The sequence below is a fragment of the Membranihabitans maritimus genome, assembly GCF_021729145.1.
Classification (GTDB): domain Bacteria; phylum Bacteroidota; class Bacteroidia; order Chitinophagales; family Saprospiraceae; genus Membranihabitans; species Membranihabitans maritimus.
In genome coordinates, this window is record NZ_JAJSLW010000001.1 from 81560 (window position 1) to 99574 (window position 18015).

General features: G+C 38.5%; 12 protein-coding genes and 1 pseudogene. 5 read left to right on the forward strand and 8 right to left on the reverse strand.

Going from position 1 to position 18015, the window contains the following annotated elements; genetic code table 11:
• Nucleotides 1-101: 101 nt before the first annotated feature.
• Nucleotides 102-1196 (reverse strand): FecR family protein, encoded by a 1095-nt coding sequence (locus tag LVD47_RS00275; protein WP_236973506.1) that lies wholly within the window; start codon nucleotides 1194-1196, stop codon nucleotides 102-104.
• A gap of 189 nt (nucleotides 1197-1385) precedes the next feature.
• On the opposite strand from LVD47_RS00275, the gene LVD47_RS00280 reads away from it, so the two are divergent.
• From LVD47_RS00280 to asnA, 3 genes are all read left to right on the forward strand, one after another.
• Nucleotides 1386-1928 (forward strand): RNA polymerase sigma factor, encoded by a 543-nt coding sequence (locus LVD47_RS00280; RefSeq protein ID WP_236973507.1) that lies wholly within the window; start codon nucleotides 1386-1388, stop codon nucleotides 1926-1928.
• A 468-nt stretch (nucleotides 1929-2396) separates the two neighbouring features.
• On the forward strand, nucleotides 2397-3416 hold the full coding sequence (locus LVD47_RS00285) for a zinc-binding alcohol dehydrogenase family protein (RefSeq protein ID WP_236973508.1): 1020 nt from the start codon (nucleotides 2397-2399) through the stop codon (nucleotides 3414-3416).
• 166 nt (nucleotides 3417-3582) lie between these two features.
• Nucleotides 3583-4590: an aspartate--ammonia ligase gene (gene asnA, locus LVD47_RS00290; RefSeq protein ID WP_369427726.1), complete on the forward strand. Its 1008-nt coding sequence runs from the start codon at nucleotides 3583-3585 to the stop codon at nucleotides 4588-4590.
• A 68-nt stretch (nucleotides 4591-4658) separates the two neighbouring features.
• Here asnA and LVD47_RS00295 read toward each other — a convergent pair whose 3' ends face one another.
• A complete protein-coding gene (locus tag LVD47_RS00295) occupies nucleotides 4659-6068 on the reverse strand; it encodes a sulfatase family protein (protein WP_236973510.1) in 1410 nt (469 codons plus the stop codon).
• 299 nt (nucleotides 6069-6367) lie between these two features.
• Between LVD47_RS00295 and LVD47_RS23925 the strand changes: the two are divergent.
• A pseudogene (locus LVD47_RS23925) lies at nucleotides 6368-6637 on the forward strand (AlbA family DNA-binding domain-containing protein); the annotation flags it as partial.
• 33 nt (nucleotides 6638-6670) lie between these two features.
• Entirely contained in the window at nucleotides 6671-7696 is a 1026-nt protein-coding gene (locus LVD47_RS00300; protein WP_236973511.1) for a DUF8451 domain-containing protein, read from the forward strand.
• A 216-nt stretch (nucleotides 7697-7912) separates the two neighbouring features.
• Here the strand turns inward: LVD47_RS00300 and LVD47_RS00305 are convergent, their stop codons facing one another.
• From LVD47_RS00305 to LVD47_RS00330, 6 genes are all read right to left on the reverse strand, one after another.
• Nucleotides 7913-8716 (reverse strand): DUF4886 domain-containing protein, encoded by an 804-nt coding sequence (locus LVD47_RS00305; RefSeq protein WP_236973512.1) that lies wholly within the window; start codon nucleotides 8714-8716, stop codon nucleotides 7913-7915.
• A gap of 247 nt (nucleotides 8717-8963) precedes the next feature.
• Nucleotides 8964-11798, reverse strand: coding sequence for a glycoside hydrolase family 2 TIM barrel-domain containing protein (locus LVD47_RS00310; RefSeq protein ID WP_236973513.1), 2835 nt, complete (start codon nucleotides 11796-11798; stop codon nucleotides 8964-8966).
• Nucleotides 11799-11889: 91 nt separating this feature from the next.
• Nucleotides 11890-13386 (reverse strand): sulfatase family protein, encoded by a 1497-nt coding sequence (locus LVD47_RS00315; RefSeq protein WP_236973514.1) that lies wholly within the window; start codon nucleotides 13384-13386, stop codon nucleotides 11890-11892.
• 396 nt (nucleotides 13387-13782) lie between these two features.
• On the reverse strand, nucleotides 13783-14574 hold the full coding sequence (locus LVD47_RS00320) for a cupin domain-containing protein (protein WP_236973515.1): 792 nt from the start codon (nucleotides 14572-14574) through the stop codon (nucleotides 13783-13785).
• Nucleotides 14575-15113: 539 nt separating this feature from the next.
• Nucleotides 15114-17033 carry a sulfatase family protein gene (locus LVD47_RS00325; RefSeq protein WP_236973516.1) on the reverse strand — a complete coding sequence of 640 codons (1920 nt, stop codon included), beginning with the start codon at nucleotides 17031-17033 and terminating at the stop codon, nucleotides 15114-15116.
• A 106-nt stretch (nucleotides 17034-17139) separates the two neighbouring features.
• Nucleotides 17140-17931 (reverse strand): cupin domain-containing protein, encoded by a 792-nt coding sequence (locus tag LVD47_RS00330; protein ID WP_236973517.1) that lies wholly within the window; start codon nucleotides 17929-17931, stop codon nucleotides 17140-17142.
• Nucleotides 17932-18015: the final 84 nt, after the last annotated feature.

Here is an 18015-nt window from a genome sequence, read left to right on the forward strand (position 1 = left end):
AGTATTATTTATTATAGTTAGTAAATATTGGTAGAGATAATGAGATTGTAGAGTTCCGCTAAAACTCTTCAAGTATTCTGAAAATATTCATCTCCTTGTCTCTACTTTTTTTCCATTCGTACTTTATTATTCTCTTCTTCTATTATCTCTATATTTAATGATACTTCCATAAGGGTTGTAACTGTTTCCCAGTTTTTATAAGGGAAAGCAAATCGTACGGGTGTATTAAGCAATACTGAATCATTTGTGAGAAACGTTTTACCGTATATATCTTCCAATTGGTTCAACATTGTTCCAAATTCCACATTATCAAAGGATAATGTACCTTCTTTCCACTCAGCATATGTCTGAGGATTGTCAGCTTCCTTTATTTGCAAATCCTGACCTTCAGCAGAAAAGCTAACCACATCTCCCGGTTCCATAATCAATGCCTCTGCTACTTCCTGAGAATTTTCATCAGGTTCTGATGAACTTCTTTGAAGCTTACCATTTTCCTCTACGGCTATTTTATTAGCCAAATCCAACCGAACCTTCCCCCTTTCAAGGAATACATCGGTCTTCCCACGCCGATTCATTACATTAAAGGCAGTCCCCATCACATTGACCGACAAATCAGAAGTAGTTACTTTAAACGGAATTAATTGTGTGCTACCTTCAAGAACTTCCTCTTGCACGCTTCCATCCTTATCCAAATGTGAAACGTCAAAGAATGCCTCACCGCTAAGTCCTACCTGCCTGGTATTATTTTTTTTCCATTCAGGATTCCAGGTTAAGCTGGAATTTGCATTCAAGGTTACCTCAGTACCATCGTCCAAAATAATATCTAGTGTTTCTCCAAATCCGGTTTGGTATACTATCTGTTCCTCCTCATACCCTGCATTCATCCACCACAACACCCCTATCGCTATTAACACAGAAGCAGCTACGCCCCATTTCCATAAACTAATGACTGGAGAATTCACCTTTCTTTTTGTAGAAATTAAACTCTCTCTTTCCTTCATTAAATGCTCCCAAGATAAAACATCACTTCTATCTACCTGGCCCGAATCGGTCCACCCTTTCTGGAATATCTGCTCCAGCAATTCAGGATTTTTGATACCTTTTAATAAATTGAAGAGTTCTTCTCCTTCTTCAGGCTTATGCTCTTTATCGAGGTACTTATCCAACAGGTATTTTATTCTTTGAAGATCCTTCACCTTTTAAAATTATATCTCTATTTGTTTCATTAACTATTTATTCCAAATAAAACCAAGTTATCCAAATATCATTATACAAGACGATCCAAAAACATCAACATACTAGTGAGAGATGAAAAAAATTATTAAATTTGCAATATTGATCAATGTATCGTTTAATTGTTTTACTAGCTACCATTGAATCAGAAGATGAATAAAGTGAATCCTAAAATACTATTTAATAATTACAGGGATAAAGTGGTGGGCTTTTTTATAAAGTTTCTCAAAAACGAGGAGATTGCCAAAGACCTGTCACAAGACGTCTTTCTGAAACTTATTAAAAAAATAAATGAGCTGGAAGATGTAACTGATCTTGATGGCTATATTTATTTGATGTGTCGAAATCTGGCATTTGACCACCTGAAAAAAGCTTCCCACGATAAAAAATACAGGGAATATATCCTCGATGTTTCTTCTGAATCCCAACCTCCCGAAATAACCCGGGAAATAGAAAGCGAATATTACGGAGAAATCCTGGAACAATCCCTGGAACAATTGCCCGACCAGCAACGGCTTATCTTCAATCTCAGCAAACGGGAAGGTCTTTCCCACCAAAAAATAGCCGAGAAGCTCAATATCTCTCCTAATACTGTCCGCAACCACCTTTACCAGGCCCTGAAAAATATCCGTGCTACTGCATCCAATCCCGATATTGATTTAATTATTGTGGTTCTAGGGTGCTTTTTAATATAGTCGCAGAGTGAGCCTATTAGGCTACGCCAAATAGGAAATAATTGTCGCTTAGATAATGAGCCCCGAATGCACGAATGAGTTTTTTTGTTTGCAACAGAAAAGCGATATTCTATCAACTCATACATTATTTTATTCGTGCCCGTCTGCAGCCTTTCGTTGGTACTCATCTAAAATTAACAATATGAAATAGGTAAAATCCACCCCCGCCCGTTGGGCACCCCCGCCAGCGGGGGAGATTTTCGAACAATTATGAAACAAAAATTAAATCAAAAACGAATTAAGTGCTCTAAAGAGAAATTTTATTTTGACGTCAGGTCGATATCCCCCGCTGGCCGGGGTAAGGGGGTGGATTAAGTCTATAATATCTTTTTTTTTTACGATGTGTCCTAACTTTAGGCCTGCAATCGGCAGGCATTCGTAGCTAAATGATGTATACTTGCTTACAAAATTGAATAATTAGAATAGTCCATGAAATCAATTACCTGTACCACTCCCCATTGCTTCGAAGAAAAAGAAAAGAGTATTCCCGGGATACAAACCGGAGAAGCCCTAGTAAAAATAAATCGTGTCGGGATCTGTGGAACAGACCTTCATGCTTTTCAGGGGAATCAACCTTTTTTTAGATATCCCCGCATACTGGGACATGAATTGAGTGGAACAATAGTTGAGTTATCAGATAATGACTCGGACTTCTCCACGGGGGATCGCGTTTGTATAATACCCTATATTCACTGTGGCCAATGCCAGGCCTGCAGGGCAGGACAAACCAATTGTTGCCAGGATCTAAAGGTTTATGGGGTTCACGTCGATGGAGGCATGCAGCAATACATTAATTATCCAATGGACCTACTATTGAAAGTCAACACCATGACTTCAGATGAAGCCGCTATAGTGGAACCACTGGCCATAGGGGCTCACAGTCTGCGAAGAGCAAATGTCCAGAAGGAGCAACTCATTGTAGTACAGGGATGTGGCCCCATTGGCATTGGCATTATAATGTTAGCAAACTATATGGGAGCCCATATCGTGGCACTGGATGTGAATGAAAGCAGACTCCAATATGTGAAAAATCATTTCGGTGTTTTGGAAGCATTTAATCCCATTGACAAACATGCACAATCCATTATAAAGCACTACTTTGAAAAACGAAAGGCCGATATTGTTTTCGACGCCACAGGAAGTGCGAAAGCAATCCCAACAGGGATTCAATATATGAGACACGGTGGCAAATTGGTTTTGGTAGGTATCGCCAATACTGACCTAATATTTAATCACCCTGAAATTCACGCCCGTGAAACTTCCATTTTATGCAGCAGAAACGCAACCACTGAGGATTTTTCCACCGTTACCGAAGCAATCCGAACTAAAACCCTGGCTTTGGATAAATATATTACAAAAGTAGTTGATCAATCTGAAATTTTGAGTCATTTCAATAAATGGGCATCCCCTGATTCAGAGGATATAAAAATAGTTACTTCTTGGGAATAAAAGTTTCTAATTCAATTTGGATGAGCATTTCCTATTTTTTCTTCCAATAATCAAAATGCCAATTTGATGCAAGAAAAATGTTTTATGTAGTTTTCACTAATACCTTTCATATTCATAAATCTATTTTTAGTTTTGGAGTTGAATTAGAATATAAATATAAAATACAATCGTGGTAAATAAATTATTGGCTACAGAACAGGCTATTGCTTTTGTCAAGGAGACTTTCTCGAATGAACTTTGTAACAATCTCAATTTGCACAAAGTTTCTTCCCCCATTATGGTACTGGATGGAACCGGTATCAATGACGACCTCAATGGAGTGGAACGAACCGTCACATTCCCCGTCAAACAAATCGGTGACCGAAAAGCTGTTGTCGTGAATTCACTGGCAAAATGGAAAAGGATACGACTCCGTGAATTAAACATCGAACCGGGTATAGGGATTTTGACAGATATGAAAGCCATTCGACCGGATGAAGACTACAGCCCTATCCACTCTATATATGTGGATCAGTGGGACTGGGAAAAACATATAACTGCTCACCAAAGATCATTGGAGTGTTTGAAATCCAACGTACGTAGCATATACAAGGCATTACAAAATACAGAAGAAAGGGTATTTCAATTGTATCCCGAAATTGAGCCCATTTTACCGCGCGAAATTACATTTGTACACTCAGAAGAATTAGCAAAACAGTTCCCTGATTTCAAACCTAAAGAACGGGAAAATAAAATAGCTAAAAAGTACGGAGCAGTTTTTATAATAGGCATTGGTGGAAAACTGAGTACCGGAGAACCTCATGATGGCAGAGCTCCCGATTATGACGATTGGAGTAGTCCCAATGATGAAGACTTCTATGGTCTAAATGGGGATCTTATTGTATGGAACCCAGTGCTTCAATCCGCCCTTGAAATTTCCTCTATGGGGATACGGGTAGACCGCGAAGCACTTTTAAGACAACTTCAAGAAAAAAATGATGAAGACCGCAAGTCACTTTACTTTCACCAAAAAATTCTCAATGATGAATTACCCCAGAGTATTGGAGGAGGAATTGGACAATCGAGAGTTTGTATGTTTCTCCTTCGCAAAAAACATATAGGAGAAGTGCAAGTAGGACTATGGCCAGATTCTGTGAGGAAGGATTCTGAAAATGAAGGGATTAATTTGTTGTAAAAACCGTATTAATTTGGTGGCCTCCTTTTTCAATACAAGGTATAGTATTCGAAATTTTTGATTTGCAATTAATCAGTTTCCGAATAAAACCTATTCTCATGCCCTTCCGCCAATTGGATTAAACTTCTAGCGACATCCGGGTATTCCTCGATTACATTTCCTTTTTCATAGGGATCATGAACCATATCAAATAACGAAGTATCAATTTCCGGATGAACATATTTTCCGGCCATACCACCTGTAGCTGCCATTTCCAATGTACGATACTTATGCTTTAAGTGAAGTTTCCATTTGCCATCACCTGTAATAATTCCTTCAAAATTAGACCCGTTGGAAAAAGGATAATACTTATGTGGATTTTTTGCTTCCGGTTTATCCAAAACTATATCCCAGACATTCTTCCCATCTACTTCATTATCTGGCAATTCAGTATCGGTCAATGAACAAACTGTAGGAAGAATATCTATGGAGGCAAATGCCTTATGAGATTTAGTATTCCCTTCTACTATACCGGGATATTTAATTATACAGGGATTGCGTACACCGCCGTCAAAGGTAGTTCCTTTCCCCTCCCTGAACCGGGTAATACCAGCGTGGTCTCCATAGGACAACCATGGACCATTATCCGATCCGATAAATATTACCACTGTATTGTCTTCCAGACCATTGTCTTTCAAGGCTTGATTCACCTGTCCAACGGACCAATCAATTTCCATCATGACATCTCCGTAAAGACCGGTACCCGACTTCCCATCGAACTTATCACTGACAAAAAGGGGGACATGGGGCATTGAATGGGCAAGGTAAAGAAAGAAGGGTTCTTCTTTATTCCGATTGATAAAATCAACCGCACTTTCCGTATACCAGGTAGTCAACATTTTTTGATCCCCTTTTTCCAGGGTATCGATCGTTATCTCTCCGTTTTCCCAATACCGGATGGGAAATTGCCCCCAATAATCAGGATTCTCGGGATGGTGCTTCCACATATCATTTGAGTACATCAAACCACACGATTCATCAAATCCCCTGTCCTGAGGGCGTCGTCCTTCCTGATCTCCAATATGCCACTTTCCAAAACTACCCGTCGTATAACCATTCGTTTTCATCACCTCTCCCAGCGTAGCAAATGCAGTACTCAAACCACCCTGATTCGGTCCATGGGCTCCGAAAACCCCGGTTCGTCCCGGGTAACACCCCGTAAGCAAAGCCGCCCGGGAAGCAGAACATACTGCCTGGGGTACATAAAAACTGTAAAAACTTCTACCTTCACTGGCCAGTTGCTCGACATGAGGAGTGGGATATCGCGGATTACCAAAGGGTGAATAATCATCGAAAGCACCATCATCGATGAATATCAACACGACGTTCGGCTTTTCCGACTTTACTTCTACTGCAGAGTCGGTACTCTGATCACATCCAGGTGTAAGAAATACTATCGAAAAAAGAACGAAGAGCATAAGAATTTTATCATTTCCCATTTCGTCAGGATTGTTGAAGTTTTTCGCTATTTAATTTTACTTGGTATTAAATATATCGTAAATAAAGGGATTTATAAAATCTTTCACTAAGAAGCAAACACTATCAATTGAAAAACAATGCAATAACGACTAAAGCCAATGATCTCACAAAAATTTTGTATAATAGATAAATTGGTTAAAAAAAATATGTGGACAGGTCAGAATTAATCAGTAGATTATCAGATATTGAATGGGAAGATTTTGAAGTTAAAGAAGCCAAATCGGAGATACCAAAATCTGCCTGGTAAACCGTTTCCGCTTTTGCCAATACAAATGGTGGGTGGATACTATTCGGTATTAAGCAAACGGGTTCCACTTTTATTTTTTCCGGGGTGGAAAATCCTGAAAAAATTGAACAGAATTTTTTGAATACGCTGAGAAGTAAAAAATTTAATGTTTTTATCCGGACACGCCAAAACAAGTATACAATTAACACTCTAACTGTCCTCTCATTTTACATAGAGCCATCACCTCTGAAACCCGTTTATTTTAATTCTCACGGAAACACTTTCATAAGGAGGGGAAGTTCAAACCAAAGGGCGACAAAAGCGGAAATTGACAGTATGTTCCGGGACCAAACATTTGGAACGAGAACTTCTGAACCAGCGCCAAATACAGATCGTCAAAGTCTTAACAACACCTCAATCAACAGGTATCGGGATTATTTGTCGCGTTTTAATCCAGCTGTTAGCTACAATCGATATGAAGAAGATGAATTCCTCGAAAAGCTTCGTATTACTGAAAACGGACAATGTACATATGGAGGATTGTTAATGCTTGGAAGAAGAGAAATCATTGAAAAACACTTCTCTGATTTTAGAATCGACCTTCTTGAAGTTCCAGGTACTTCTTATTCCGATGCAAAACTGCGTTATACATTTCGCCTCGATGAACAGGAAAATCTTTGGGAATATTATTTTGAGTGTTTCACCCGACTAAAACAAAAAGTAGATATTCAATTTTCACTCACTTCCGAAGGATTTGGTCAGGAACTTTCTCCCGGTTTGGAAGCGATCCGAGAGACCTTGGTCAATATGCTAATGCACGCTGATTACTTTTCAGCTGCCAGATCCCGTATACGAATTTTCACAAACCATATTGAATTTTTCAATCCGGGCGGACTGCCCAAACCTTTGGAGGAGTTAAAAGCCAAAGACATCTCACTTCCAAGAAATCCAATTATCACTAAATTATTCCGAATGGTAAAATTGGCTGAAAACGCCGGTTTTGGCTTTGATAAAATAGAAACCAACTGGCAACTGTACAACAAGTTAATCCCCCAATACGAATTGGATTTCGATTCCACAATCATTAAATTGATAACCGATAAAGACACCGATAAAGACACCGATAAAGACACCGATAAAGACACCGATAATTTGTCGATCAAGCACGACTTATCAAATAATGAGTTTGAAATCCTTCAACTAATGGAACAGAACCCAAAAATTACTACGCGTGAATTATCTAAAGAAATAGGAATCAACCAGAGAAATATTAAGAAAAATATAGACAAGCTCAAAATAAAAAACCTGATCCACAGAGTTGGACCTGCTCGGGGTGGGTACTGGGAGGTTTTAGGAAAGTAGTTCACAATTGAATTCCGCTCAAGACAAGAACAAAGACAGGTTGAGTAGTCGATCCTTAGATCCCCTTAGGAAACTTTAGGATTTCACAAAATAAAGGAATCAGGTCGTAACTAATTTGCTTACGCCATTAGTTATGCGACTACAAGTGCTGACCAACTTGAAATATCAATTTCTCATTAATTGAGTACTACAGGTAAGCGGGGAATCGAAAACACCTTACCTTCTATTACCTTTTAAGACTTTAGCCGCAACTTTTCTAAGAAATTTCGCATCCTCCGACTCCATACCCTCGGGGACAAATCGAATTTTCCTGGGTGATTCCCCTGACATTTTACCAAACCATACGCACCCAGCCAGATAACAGCCGTACATATTCGCGTGATAACGGTCATTATTCCATAAGTCGATGCCTGAATTTTTCTCAAATGATCGAAAAAAGGCACTCCCTGAAGGTAAAATATCCAGGTTATATTTCGATGCCAGATTAGAATAATTTTCGCTGAGACCTTTCTGCATATCCTCCCGGGTCATATCCCAATTTTCCAGACGCTTACTTCCGGGGCCATATGCCCAGGTTTGATGAATCACCGTTTCTGCTCCTGGAGCATGTTTACTTATAAAATTAATTAGCTTTTGGGCATACGGTTCATAAGATTCGGACTTGAAACTTAAACTGCTCACTTGTTGAATAGTCACAAAATCATAGTCTCGCATGGTCAATAAATCTTCCAGACAATACTTGTCGAAATAAGGATTGAGGTTTGGATTTTCCTGACATTTCCCTATGAGATCGGCATGTTTTTCCAGGGAACACCCTCCGATATTGGCTTTTGTAATATTTATATTGTATCCGGGAACTGATTCGGCAATTTGGGGTAGAAAAGTACAGGCATTATCGGCAAAACTGTTACCAATAGTCAAAATACTTATTGATGGGTTCACCGGTTTATCTTCCCACCTTGCAGAAATATGTAATACACAAATAAAAGCAACAAATAAAGGAATCCAGACCTTACTCATTTTTACAAACACCATCTATGTCACTCTTTTCCACACCTTTATGAACAAAGATAAAGTGTAAATATAAAGATCAGGAATTTTATAACTTTTCCAGTAGGTAATTCAATATTTCTCAGCGATCTCATTATATTAAAATTTCGAATTATATCAAAGGTCCATAAAATAAATTGTATTACCTAAAATAAAATGATAAAAATCCCGTAAAGCCAACATTTAAATTTAATCCTTAAAATGGAAACGCTATCTACTAATTCGTTTTCGCATGAAAATCAAAAATCAACCGCAACGGTTCAAATACATCCCCGGTTCTCCACGAATGCCTGCTGGGTCTGGCTGAAGGTCCTAATTCCGATAAATTTTGAAATTTGGTTCCAATTCCTGGGATATAATGTAAAAACGAAATGTCTCCCCCAGGATACAATGCATGGGCGTCTCTTGGGGATTCCGGTTTTTCCGGATTATACATCTTTAGATAAATATCTGGAGAACTGCAATAAACCTTAAAATCCGATTCATCGGTATCAAATGAAGCCCAGTACAAATTGGAATGATACCCCTTAAATTCCGGATAGATAAGCTCTTCATACGATTCGCCTGTTATAGTATTATTGTATTCCTTCTCCCATACGTTGAAGGTAGTACCCTTCATACGATTTTTATATACTCGATACGGTCCACCCCCCAACCATTGGAACCCATTCATTTTCTCCTCCGGATAATCAAATGAAACTCCGAGGACATCTATACTATCCTGACTGTGCCGAAGCTGATCAACCCGAAGCTCTAACAAACCGTCCGTATGAACTATCCATTCAAAAGATTCCGGGTAATGATCATAATTTCCAGTTATTTTTATTGTACCGTCATTATCCTTTTCCCATTTCACCTCGCGAACCTTATTCTCCCTCCATGTATAACCAACCGGCTTCGGCCCTCCCTGAAACGATAATTTCCCTTTTTCATTCATCACACTGGTTAAAGTACCGTCATTAAGATCGAAATTATATGTGATTTCCTGCACCTTCACATGCAGTCTATTTCCTGTTGGTTCTGCCACAATATCACCTTCTTCGTAGTCCAATTTACTTATCAATTCAGGAATATAGTCTTCAGCTCTTTTTACAGGCCAACGCCATGTATAAATTTCCCGCCCATAGGGATCAACCCCTTCAAGTTCTAAAATTTCTGCACTAATAAAGTCTTCAGGCAAAGGAATTTTTACCTTCGATGATGTACCCGGTTCTGTATCTGAAATAGTTATCTCTCCGGAAGATACGATCTTATCACTCGATATGCCTGGGGTCCCTTTTTCCACCAACCGCCATTCGAAACGACATTCATCCAAATTGGTATATAAGAATTCATTTCGCACGATAATCTCACCGTCAAACTTATTGTTTATAACAAATGGATCGATCTGAACAGGTGCCCAAACTTCCTTCACTGTATAAAAACTTCCTTCTTTCTCACCGTGAGGACCGACTATACCGTCAGGTGCATGGTTACCATCACTATCGTACTCCTGCAAGTCTGTCCGCCATACAGCTTCATCTCTCAAATTCCATAAAAAACCACCGGCATTTCCAGGGCTTTGCTTAGCGGCTTCCCAATAGTCATTAAAATTGGCTCCATGCCCACCGTCGTACAATCCATGAAGCAACTCAGTAGGAAAGAATATCTGATCATCTCCCACTAATCGGGTATGTAACTCGTGAAATGATGGATAATGTCGTGTGTCCGTATTATTCCTTCTCAACCATGGGAAAATAACCGGACGTTTCTGAAAATCGTATTCGTGAAACCATTTTTCATTGGGAAACTGCCACCCTCCTTCGTTACCAAAATCCCATAATATTACACTCGGATGGTTTTCATCCCTTAGAATAAGTTCTTTGATCAACTTGGGACCAACAATAGTGTCGTACCCTTTTTGCCATCCGCCTAATTCATCCAATACAAATATACCGAGAGAATCACATATTTCAAGAAATCTCTTATCCGGTGGATAATGACTCATCCGCACAGCATTCATATTCATATCTTTTATTAGGTTGACATCTTCCAGATGATCCTTTTCACTCAAACACCTCCCGGAAGTAGGGTAAAACGAATGCCTGCAAACACCTTTCATTACAATTTTTTCACCATTCACATAAATGCCGTCATTGGGCCTAAGGTCAACTGTCCTAAATCCAATTTTTTCTTTTTGGGTAAATAGTACTTCACCATTGTGTAATAAATCAACTTGCATCGTGTAAAGATTAGGAGACTCAGGATTCCAGGTAAGTATATTGTCAAAATAGGTATTTAATGTATGATGAATTGTCTCTTCATCCAAGGCAAATTTTTTCTCCCCCTCAACGCTATTTCCATCTTTATCATACAAATGAATGGCAATACTATTGGACGAAGATTCCCGGTTCAAAAAGGCATTAATGGTTACCTCACCATTTGCCTGGGCATTTATAGCTAATCTTTCGAAATGGACCTCAGGCAACACTTCCAGATACACCGGCCGGAATATACCGCCGAAAATCCAGTAATCAGCATATCGTTCCGCTTCATTTACGGACTCGTTCGATGAGAATTTGGAAACCTTGACTTCCAATAAATTCTCTTCCCCATATTTCAGTAAACCACTGATATCATATTTAAATCGATAAAATGCCCCCTGGTGAACCTCCCCGGCCAATTGCCCGTTGATCTTCACCTCGGTATCTGTCATTGAACCATCAAACACAATTTTCACCTTTTCGCCCTTCCAGTGCTCGGGCACTTCAAATTCATGCTTATACAGCCCGTATTCCTTTCCGTATTTTATGTCTTCATTCTTGTGGTCATGGCCATAGTTATATGTTCCAAAATTCTGAAGTTCCCAATTGGAAGGAACTTTAATATTTGTCCATACTCCACTATTCCTTCCGTCAGAACAATAAAAATCCCATTCTACATTATCCAGTCTATCTTTACCTGAGAGGTATTTTATTATAGCTTCCTGATCTCCCTGTGCAACCGCTTGCATCCAACTAAAAAGAAATAGGAATAATCCACAGGATACTGTCCTCAACCTAAAATTTATCATTGTTGTAAAAACTTTATTCATTACCTAAAGAATACGAAGGTAAATATAATTTTGAAACCTGTTGAAATCAAATATTATCATCGCAAGATTGTCAATATTTCAAATAATAATCTAACCTGACATTACTTTCCTCCTTCAGCAAAGGGTCGGCTATTTCGCGCATTTTTTGGATGATCTTTAATTTTAAACCTGATTTAATTTTGTCCAATTCCGCATTGGAAAATGAGTATAAATTGATATTTTCTTCGGGGTCAAAAGCAATATGGTAAAGCTCATTGCGTCCGGGATTAAGAAAGTCAATAACCAATTTCCACTCTGATGTCCTAAAACACCTCATAAAAGATTTGCCATAATTAATCATGCTATATTCACCATAATAGTCATTATTCCAATCATCGATTTTATCCCCCTTAAGCAAAGGGATTATACTCCTACCTCGTACCATATGATCAGAAGGTATTTCTCCACCTGCCATACCTACCAACGTAGGGTATAAATCGAGACTCGTAATTGTTTCTTCAATAACCGTTCCTCCTTTTATTACTCCTGGCCAATACACAAAGGCAGGTACTTTGATAGAGTTATCGTAGAGGTTGGGGCGATATTTACCCATTATATTTTCAGCATCCTCTGGAATCGTATTCGTAAGCCAAATACCGTTGCCTTTATGCCTGATTCCGTTGTGTCCCATATTATACCCATGATCCGAATAAAAAACAATCACCGTATTTTTTTTCAAATTCAATTTTTCAAGCAAATCCATAATCTTTCCGATACTTCGATCTACCCCTCGGGTGCTCGCCAGGTATTCTTTCATATCATTTTTGGCCTTAGCAGTGTTTAAATCCGGGTAACCCGGATTGGGTAACACAGGATCCATTTCATCAAAAGGAGCCCAATCATCCTCGTCTACCGGCAACCAGGCACTATGTGGTGCTCTTGTATTAAAACAAAGCAAAAAAGAACGATTTTTATAGGTCTGTATAAATTCAAGGGCATTGTCTGTCAAAATATCGGTCGTCAATCCTTTACATTCCCTGACAGTTCCATCCTTTTCCAATACCGGGTTCTCCACTTTAGCTCCTCCACCAGGTAAGCCCATAAAATAATCAAAACCGTGATTGGTTGGGTGGAACTTTTTGTCCGATGAAAGAATCCAATCCCCCAGGTGCCATTTACCTACCAGGCCGGTCACATATCCCAAATCCTGGATAACTTCAGCAAATGTGGTACTTGCAGGATCTATGCCCGGGTTGTAGGCCGGATTGTATAGTTTATGTTTTGGATGTGGTATAAAGTCCAGGACATTGTATTCGCTGGAATACCTTCCAGTCATAATACTAATCCTAGAAGGACTACAGACCGGTGTTGTAATAAATGCATTTTTTAAATAGGCCCCTTCCCTGGCCAATTGATCCATATTCGGCGTACTGGCATTTGGATCTCCTGAAAGCCCCAGAGCCCAGGGAGCCTGGTCATCCGTTAGAATAAAAATAATATTAGGCCTTTCCTGACTCAATAATTTACCCATACAAAACAATAATGCAACTATTATAATGTATTTTCCAAAATACTTGTGCTCAAACATTTATTTACCTTTTTCTGTACCATTCAACCTCTGTATTTGATTACCATCAGCCGGTAAAAGAATACCGGATCTTCATTGTCTTTCAACAATAAAGCCTCGGGATCTTTATAGCCCCTTATAAAAATAAACACAGGATATTTTCTATAAAACACTCCATTTTAAATAAAAACTGTAATAATAAACAAATACAACACATGATATTATATTTATTGCAAAATTTTTATCTGAGCATTATTCCCTATTGCGTTTGCCCTGAGGTCAAAACAATCCGTCCATTAGTGCATCAGACTCCTCGTACCTGAAATGAAAAGGTCATCGACCTGCCATTGCATTGGGATAAAGGAAAGAAGAGGAAACGTCACAAATTCGTCTCTTTGATCCAGGTTTGTGTGTGCTTTATTTTGCTCCCCATTGAAATGCAAAATACTGACAAGGCTTATCACCGACGTTTTTGATGGCATGAGGAACATTGGAAGCTAGAAAATACGCATCACCACTCCGGCCTCGATAGGATTTATCCCCTATTTCCTCTTCGGTCTGTCCTTCTATCATGAGGATGATTTCAGCCGCCTCGTGAGTATGCTGCTCATGACTTTTCATTCCGGGATTAAGTGTAGTCACGTGCATTTCGTAATACGGGCACATTGCGGTGGATGTATTGAAATATTTCCGGACACCTCCTTTTGAAGATTGATTAAAATCCAGGTCATCATAGTCGATGATAAAAGAACTAATATCCCGGTTGATTTTTGCCGGGTTGGTCGGGTTGACTGCCTTATAAATCATCCGGTAATAACTGACGTCAGATGTCGAAGATGCAATAGTTCCCTCTTCACCGGGAAGTAGAAAAAAGACACTTTTCGGCCCAATGGTTTTATTTTCCCGACCCATTGACACCATAGCTTCTCCTTCCCTGATAATTAATATTTGTTCTTCTTCCAATCGAAGTTGTTGCTTTCCGTCCTTCTTACTTAAGATTTCCAACTGAAAAATGGCCGTTGAAAAATGAGTAGTGGTTCCGCTAAACATGATCTGCTCTTTAGCAGCTTCTTCAAGTGTATACAACCCTGACGCTACACTTTCTCCTGGCTCATGCTTCATGAGATGATGATCAGTTGTTTTATGACTTTGACCAAATATCAAACTACTTGTAATAATCAGGTAAAGGATCGCAAATAAATATTTCATTTTGTTTAGTGTTTAATATCATAATTAAAAGTCCAACACATGAACATTTTATAATATAAAGAACTATATCGCAAATATATTTCGAAATATTTAAACACTCATTGACAAAGCTTGAAAAATATAGATTTAGCATCCAATACAATTCTCGGTTCTGGCATCAAAAATAAGATTGTGTTATTTTTCTCGTCTATACTCATACAAGATATGCATGTCTGAAAATATAAGTCCGAAGAAAGAAAAATATCTCTAAAACAGAATAGTCATGAAAAAAAATTGTCCGGGGGTCGATCTTCTCCGTATTCAGAGGCTAAAAATAATGAAATAAACACCAACGGTAAAGAGTAATCCGGAAGCCGGATCCGATCTCTCATAAATAAGCGATAATGGCTATCACTTCGCTGGTTGTATCTTTCGAATTTTAACTATATTTTACAACCATGCGGGGTTTGGGTTCCTGATAAATTCAAGAATTATGTTTCACTAAATGACCGTATAAATTCCCTTAAAAGGCTATTTCGATTTGGTATTTCTCTTCAAGATTACTGGTCAATATATTCGTATTTTTGAGAATACCCCTTATACAAATAGGAATATTCATCAGGTACATATTCATCATAATATTGTTTTTGTGAGTCACCTACCTTTGACAATATCCTTCGTCCGTATCGGACGGTATTATCGTATTTACTTTGGATTGCAATTCCAGCAGCTTTTTTAGTTGTTTCATCAAGTATTCCAGTTTGCTCAATTGCATTCATGGCATACATTCCAACTAAATAGTTGGAATCATTAATCTCACCTACTAAATCGGATAGATAAATATCCTCGAGTCCCATTTTACACAATGCCAGATTGGCCGCAATTCTTACTGCTGGAGTCTTGTCTTCAGAAAGTCCTTCAAGTAATCTAACGGATTTATGACTTTCATGAACACCCAACCATGTGGCAGCCCAATATTTTTGACAAGCATTACCGGTTTGGACAAGGTTCTCTAGCTTGCTTATTTCTTTAAGTTCTCCCGCCTCAAAAACGTCAATTAATTGCTTTATAAGATCTTTGTTCTTATTTTGCTGTAAAATAAAATATTTATTTCCGTATTTAACACCCAGGTCTTCCAGAATGGGTTCCGGAATCAATCCCATATCTCCATTTTGAATCATCCAGGAATGAAGCCTATTTCTATTTTTATGTAAAACATCTTTATACCCTGGATCATTCGCAAGGTTAATTGTTTCAAATGGATCATTCACAATATCATAAAGCTCTTCCGGAGGACGGGTTGGTTCAAAGAACCGAGATTGAAGTTCATTTAGGTCCCCATTGAGATTGAGTTTCCTCAGCGCTTTCGTAAATGAATAACCATCTCTATATTGATCTCGTTGACTATGTGGCCGGAACGAAAGAAAATTTCGGATATATTTATATTTTTTTGTCCGTATACTTCTGATAATATCAATTGGGTCTCCTGATCGATCTCTGGCTGTTACAATAAACTCTCTTTCCTGATAATCTTTGTTAAATAAATCCTTAGCTAATACATTAACCGGCACATCTATTCCAGCCAATTTCAAAGAGGTAGCTACCATATCGATTTGTAATACCAAATCTCTGCGGACAGTTCCAGCCATTTTTTTATCCGGAAACCGAACGATAAGGGGTACATTTACGCCTTCATCATAAAGAAACTGTTTCCCTCTCATTGAACTAACCCCATGATCTGTAATGAAAAATATTATTGTATTATCCAATATATTTTCTCGTTTCAATCTATTCATTATTTCACCCACTTCATTATCAACAGTTAACCAGGAATCCAGATAATCTGCCCACCATTCCCTAAATAACGGTGTATCCGGATAGTAAGGAGGAAGATTTACACTTTCGGATGATACCGGATTGGACAACCTTTCTCCACTTCCACGATCTTTGCCTCCTTTTAATTGAATTTGTGCAAAAAAAGGCTGACCCCTTTTCCGCTTTTCCCACGTACCTTTATTATATAAAATTTGATTTGACCAATTATAATCAGATTTACCGCTGTTACAAACATAATACCCTTCATCTGTAAATAATTCCCAAATAGATTTGACAGGCAGAGTATAGGTATCTGAATACACCTTGGAATTACCGTCCCTATCTCCTAATTCACGTTGACTCCTGTGATTATGAGCACCCAAAACAGATGGGTGCATACCCGTAACGAACCCAGATCTGCTAGGAGAGCACACGGGGCTGGTTACAAAAGCATTTTCAAAAAGCACGCCTTCTTTTGCCATTTTATCCAGGTTAGGTGTCTTTATCGTTTCTTCTCCGTAGCAACTTAAATGTACAGATTGGTCTTCTGATATTATCCATAGAATATTGGGCCGTTTTTCAGGTTTGGGTCTTTCTTGTCCCATTAAATTGGCGGCGAAAATAATCGCAAATAAAATGCTTTGAAATAATTTGATTTTTATCATAACTCAGCGGTTAATATAATTTGATTTTTTCAGTTATATCGTCAAAGAACCTCCGAAATCAAGTGATCCTGGAACAATTAGACGAAAAATCACTAAATAGTAAAATTTATTTTGCTCCCCATTGAAATGCAAAATACTGACAGGGTTTATCACCGACGTTTTTGATTGCATGAGGAACATTGGAAGCGAGAAAATACAGATCGCCTCTCCGGCCTCGATACGTTTTATCCCCTATTTCCTCTTCGGTCTCACCTTCTATCATAAGGATAATTTCAGCCGCCTCATGAGTATGCTGCTCATGACTCTTCATTCCGGGTTTCAGTGTGGTCACATGCATTTCGTAATAGGGACACATTGCGGTGGATGTGTTGAAATATTTCCGGACTCCTCCTTTTGAAGATTCATTAAAAACCAGGTCATCATAATCGATGATAAAAGAACTAATATCCCGGTTGATTTTTGCCGGGTTGGTCGGGTTGTCAGCCTTATAAATCATCCGGTAGAAACTGACGTCAGGCGTTACAGATACAATGGTTCCTTGTTCCCCGGGAAGAATTAAAAAAACACTGTTCGGTCCAATGGTTTTAGTTTCCCGCCCCAATGAAACCATAGCCTCTCCTTCCCTAATAATTACTATTTGTTCTTCTTCTAAACGGAGTTGCTGCTTTCCCTCCTTCTTGCTTAAAGATTCCAGCTGAAAAATGGCCTTTGAAAAATGAGTAGTGGTTCCGCTAAAAATGATCTGCTCTTTAGAAGCTTTTTCAAGTGTATATAACCCTGAAGCTACACTTTTGCCTGTCTCTTGCTGTATTAGATGGTGATCAGATGTATTTTGGCTTTGACCAAATATTACAGTACTTGCTATAATCAAAGTGAGGATCGGGAGTATATATTTCATTTTTTATGCTTTTTCGGTTGAGATCGCAACAAAATTTTGATGATAGAATATTCGTTCAAATTAAAGAATTAAATTGAAAATTCA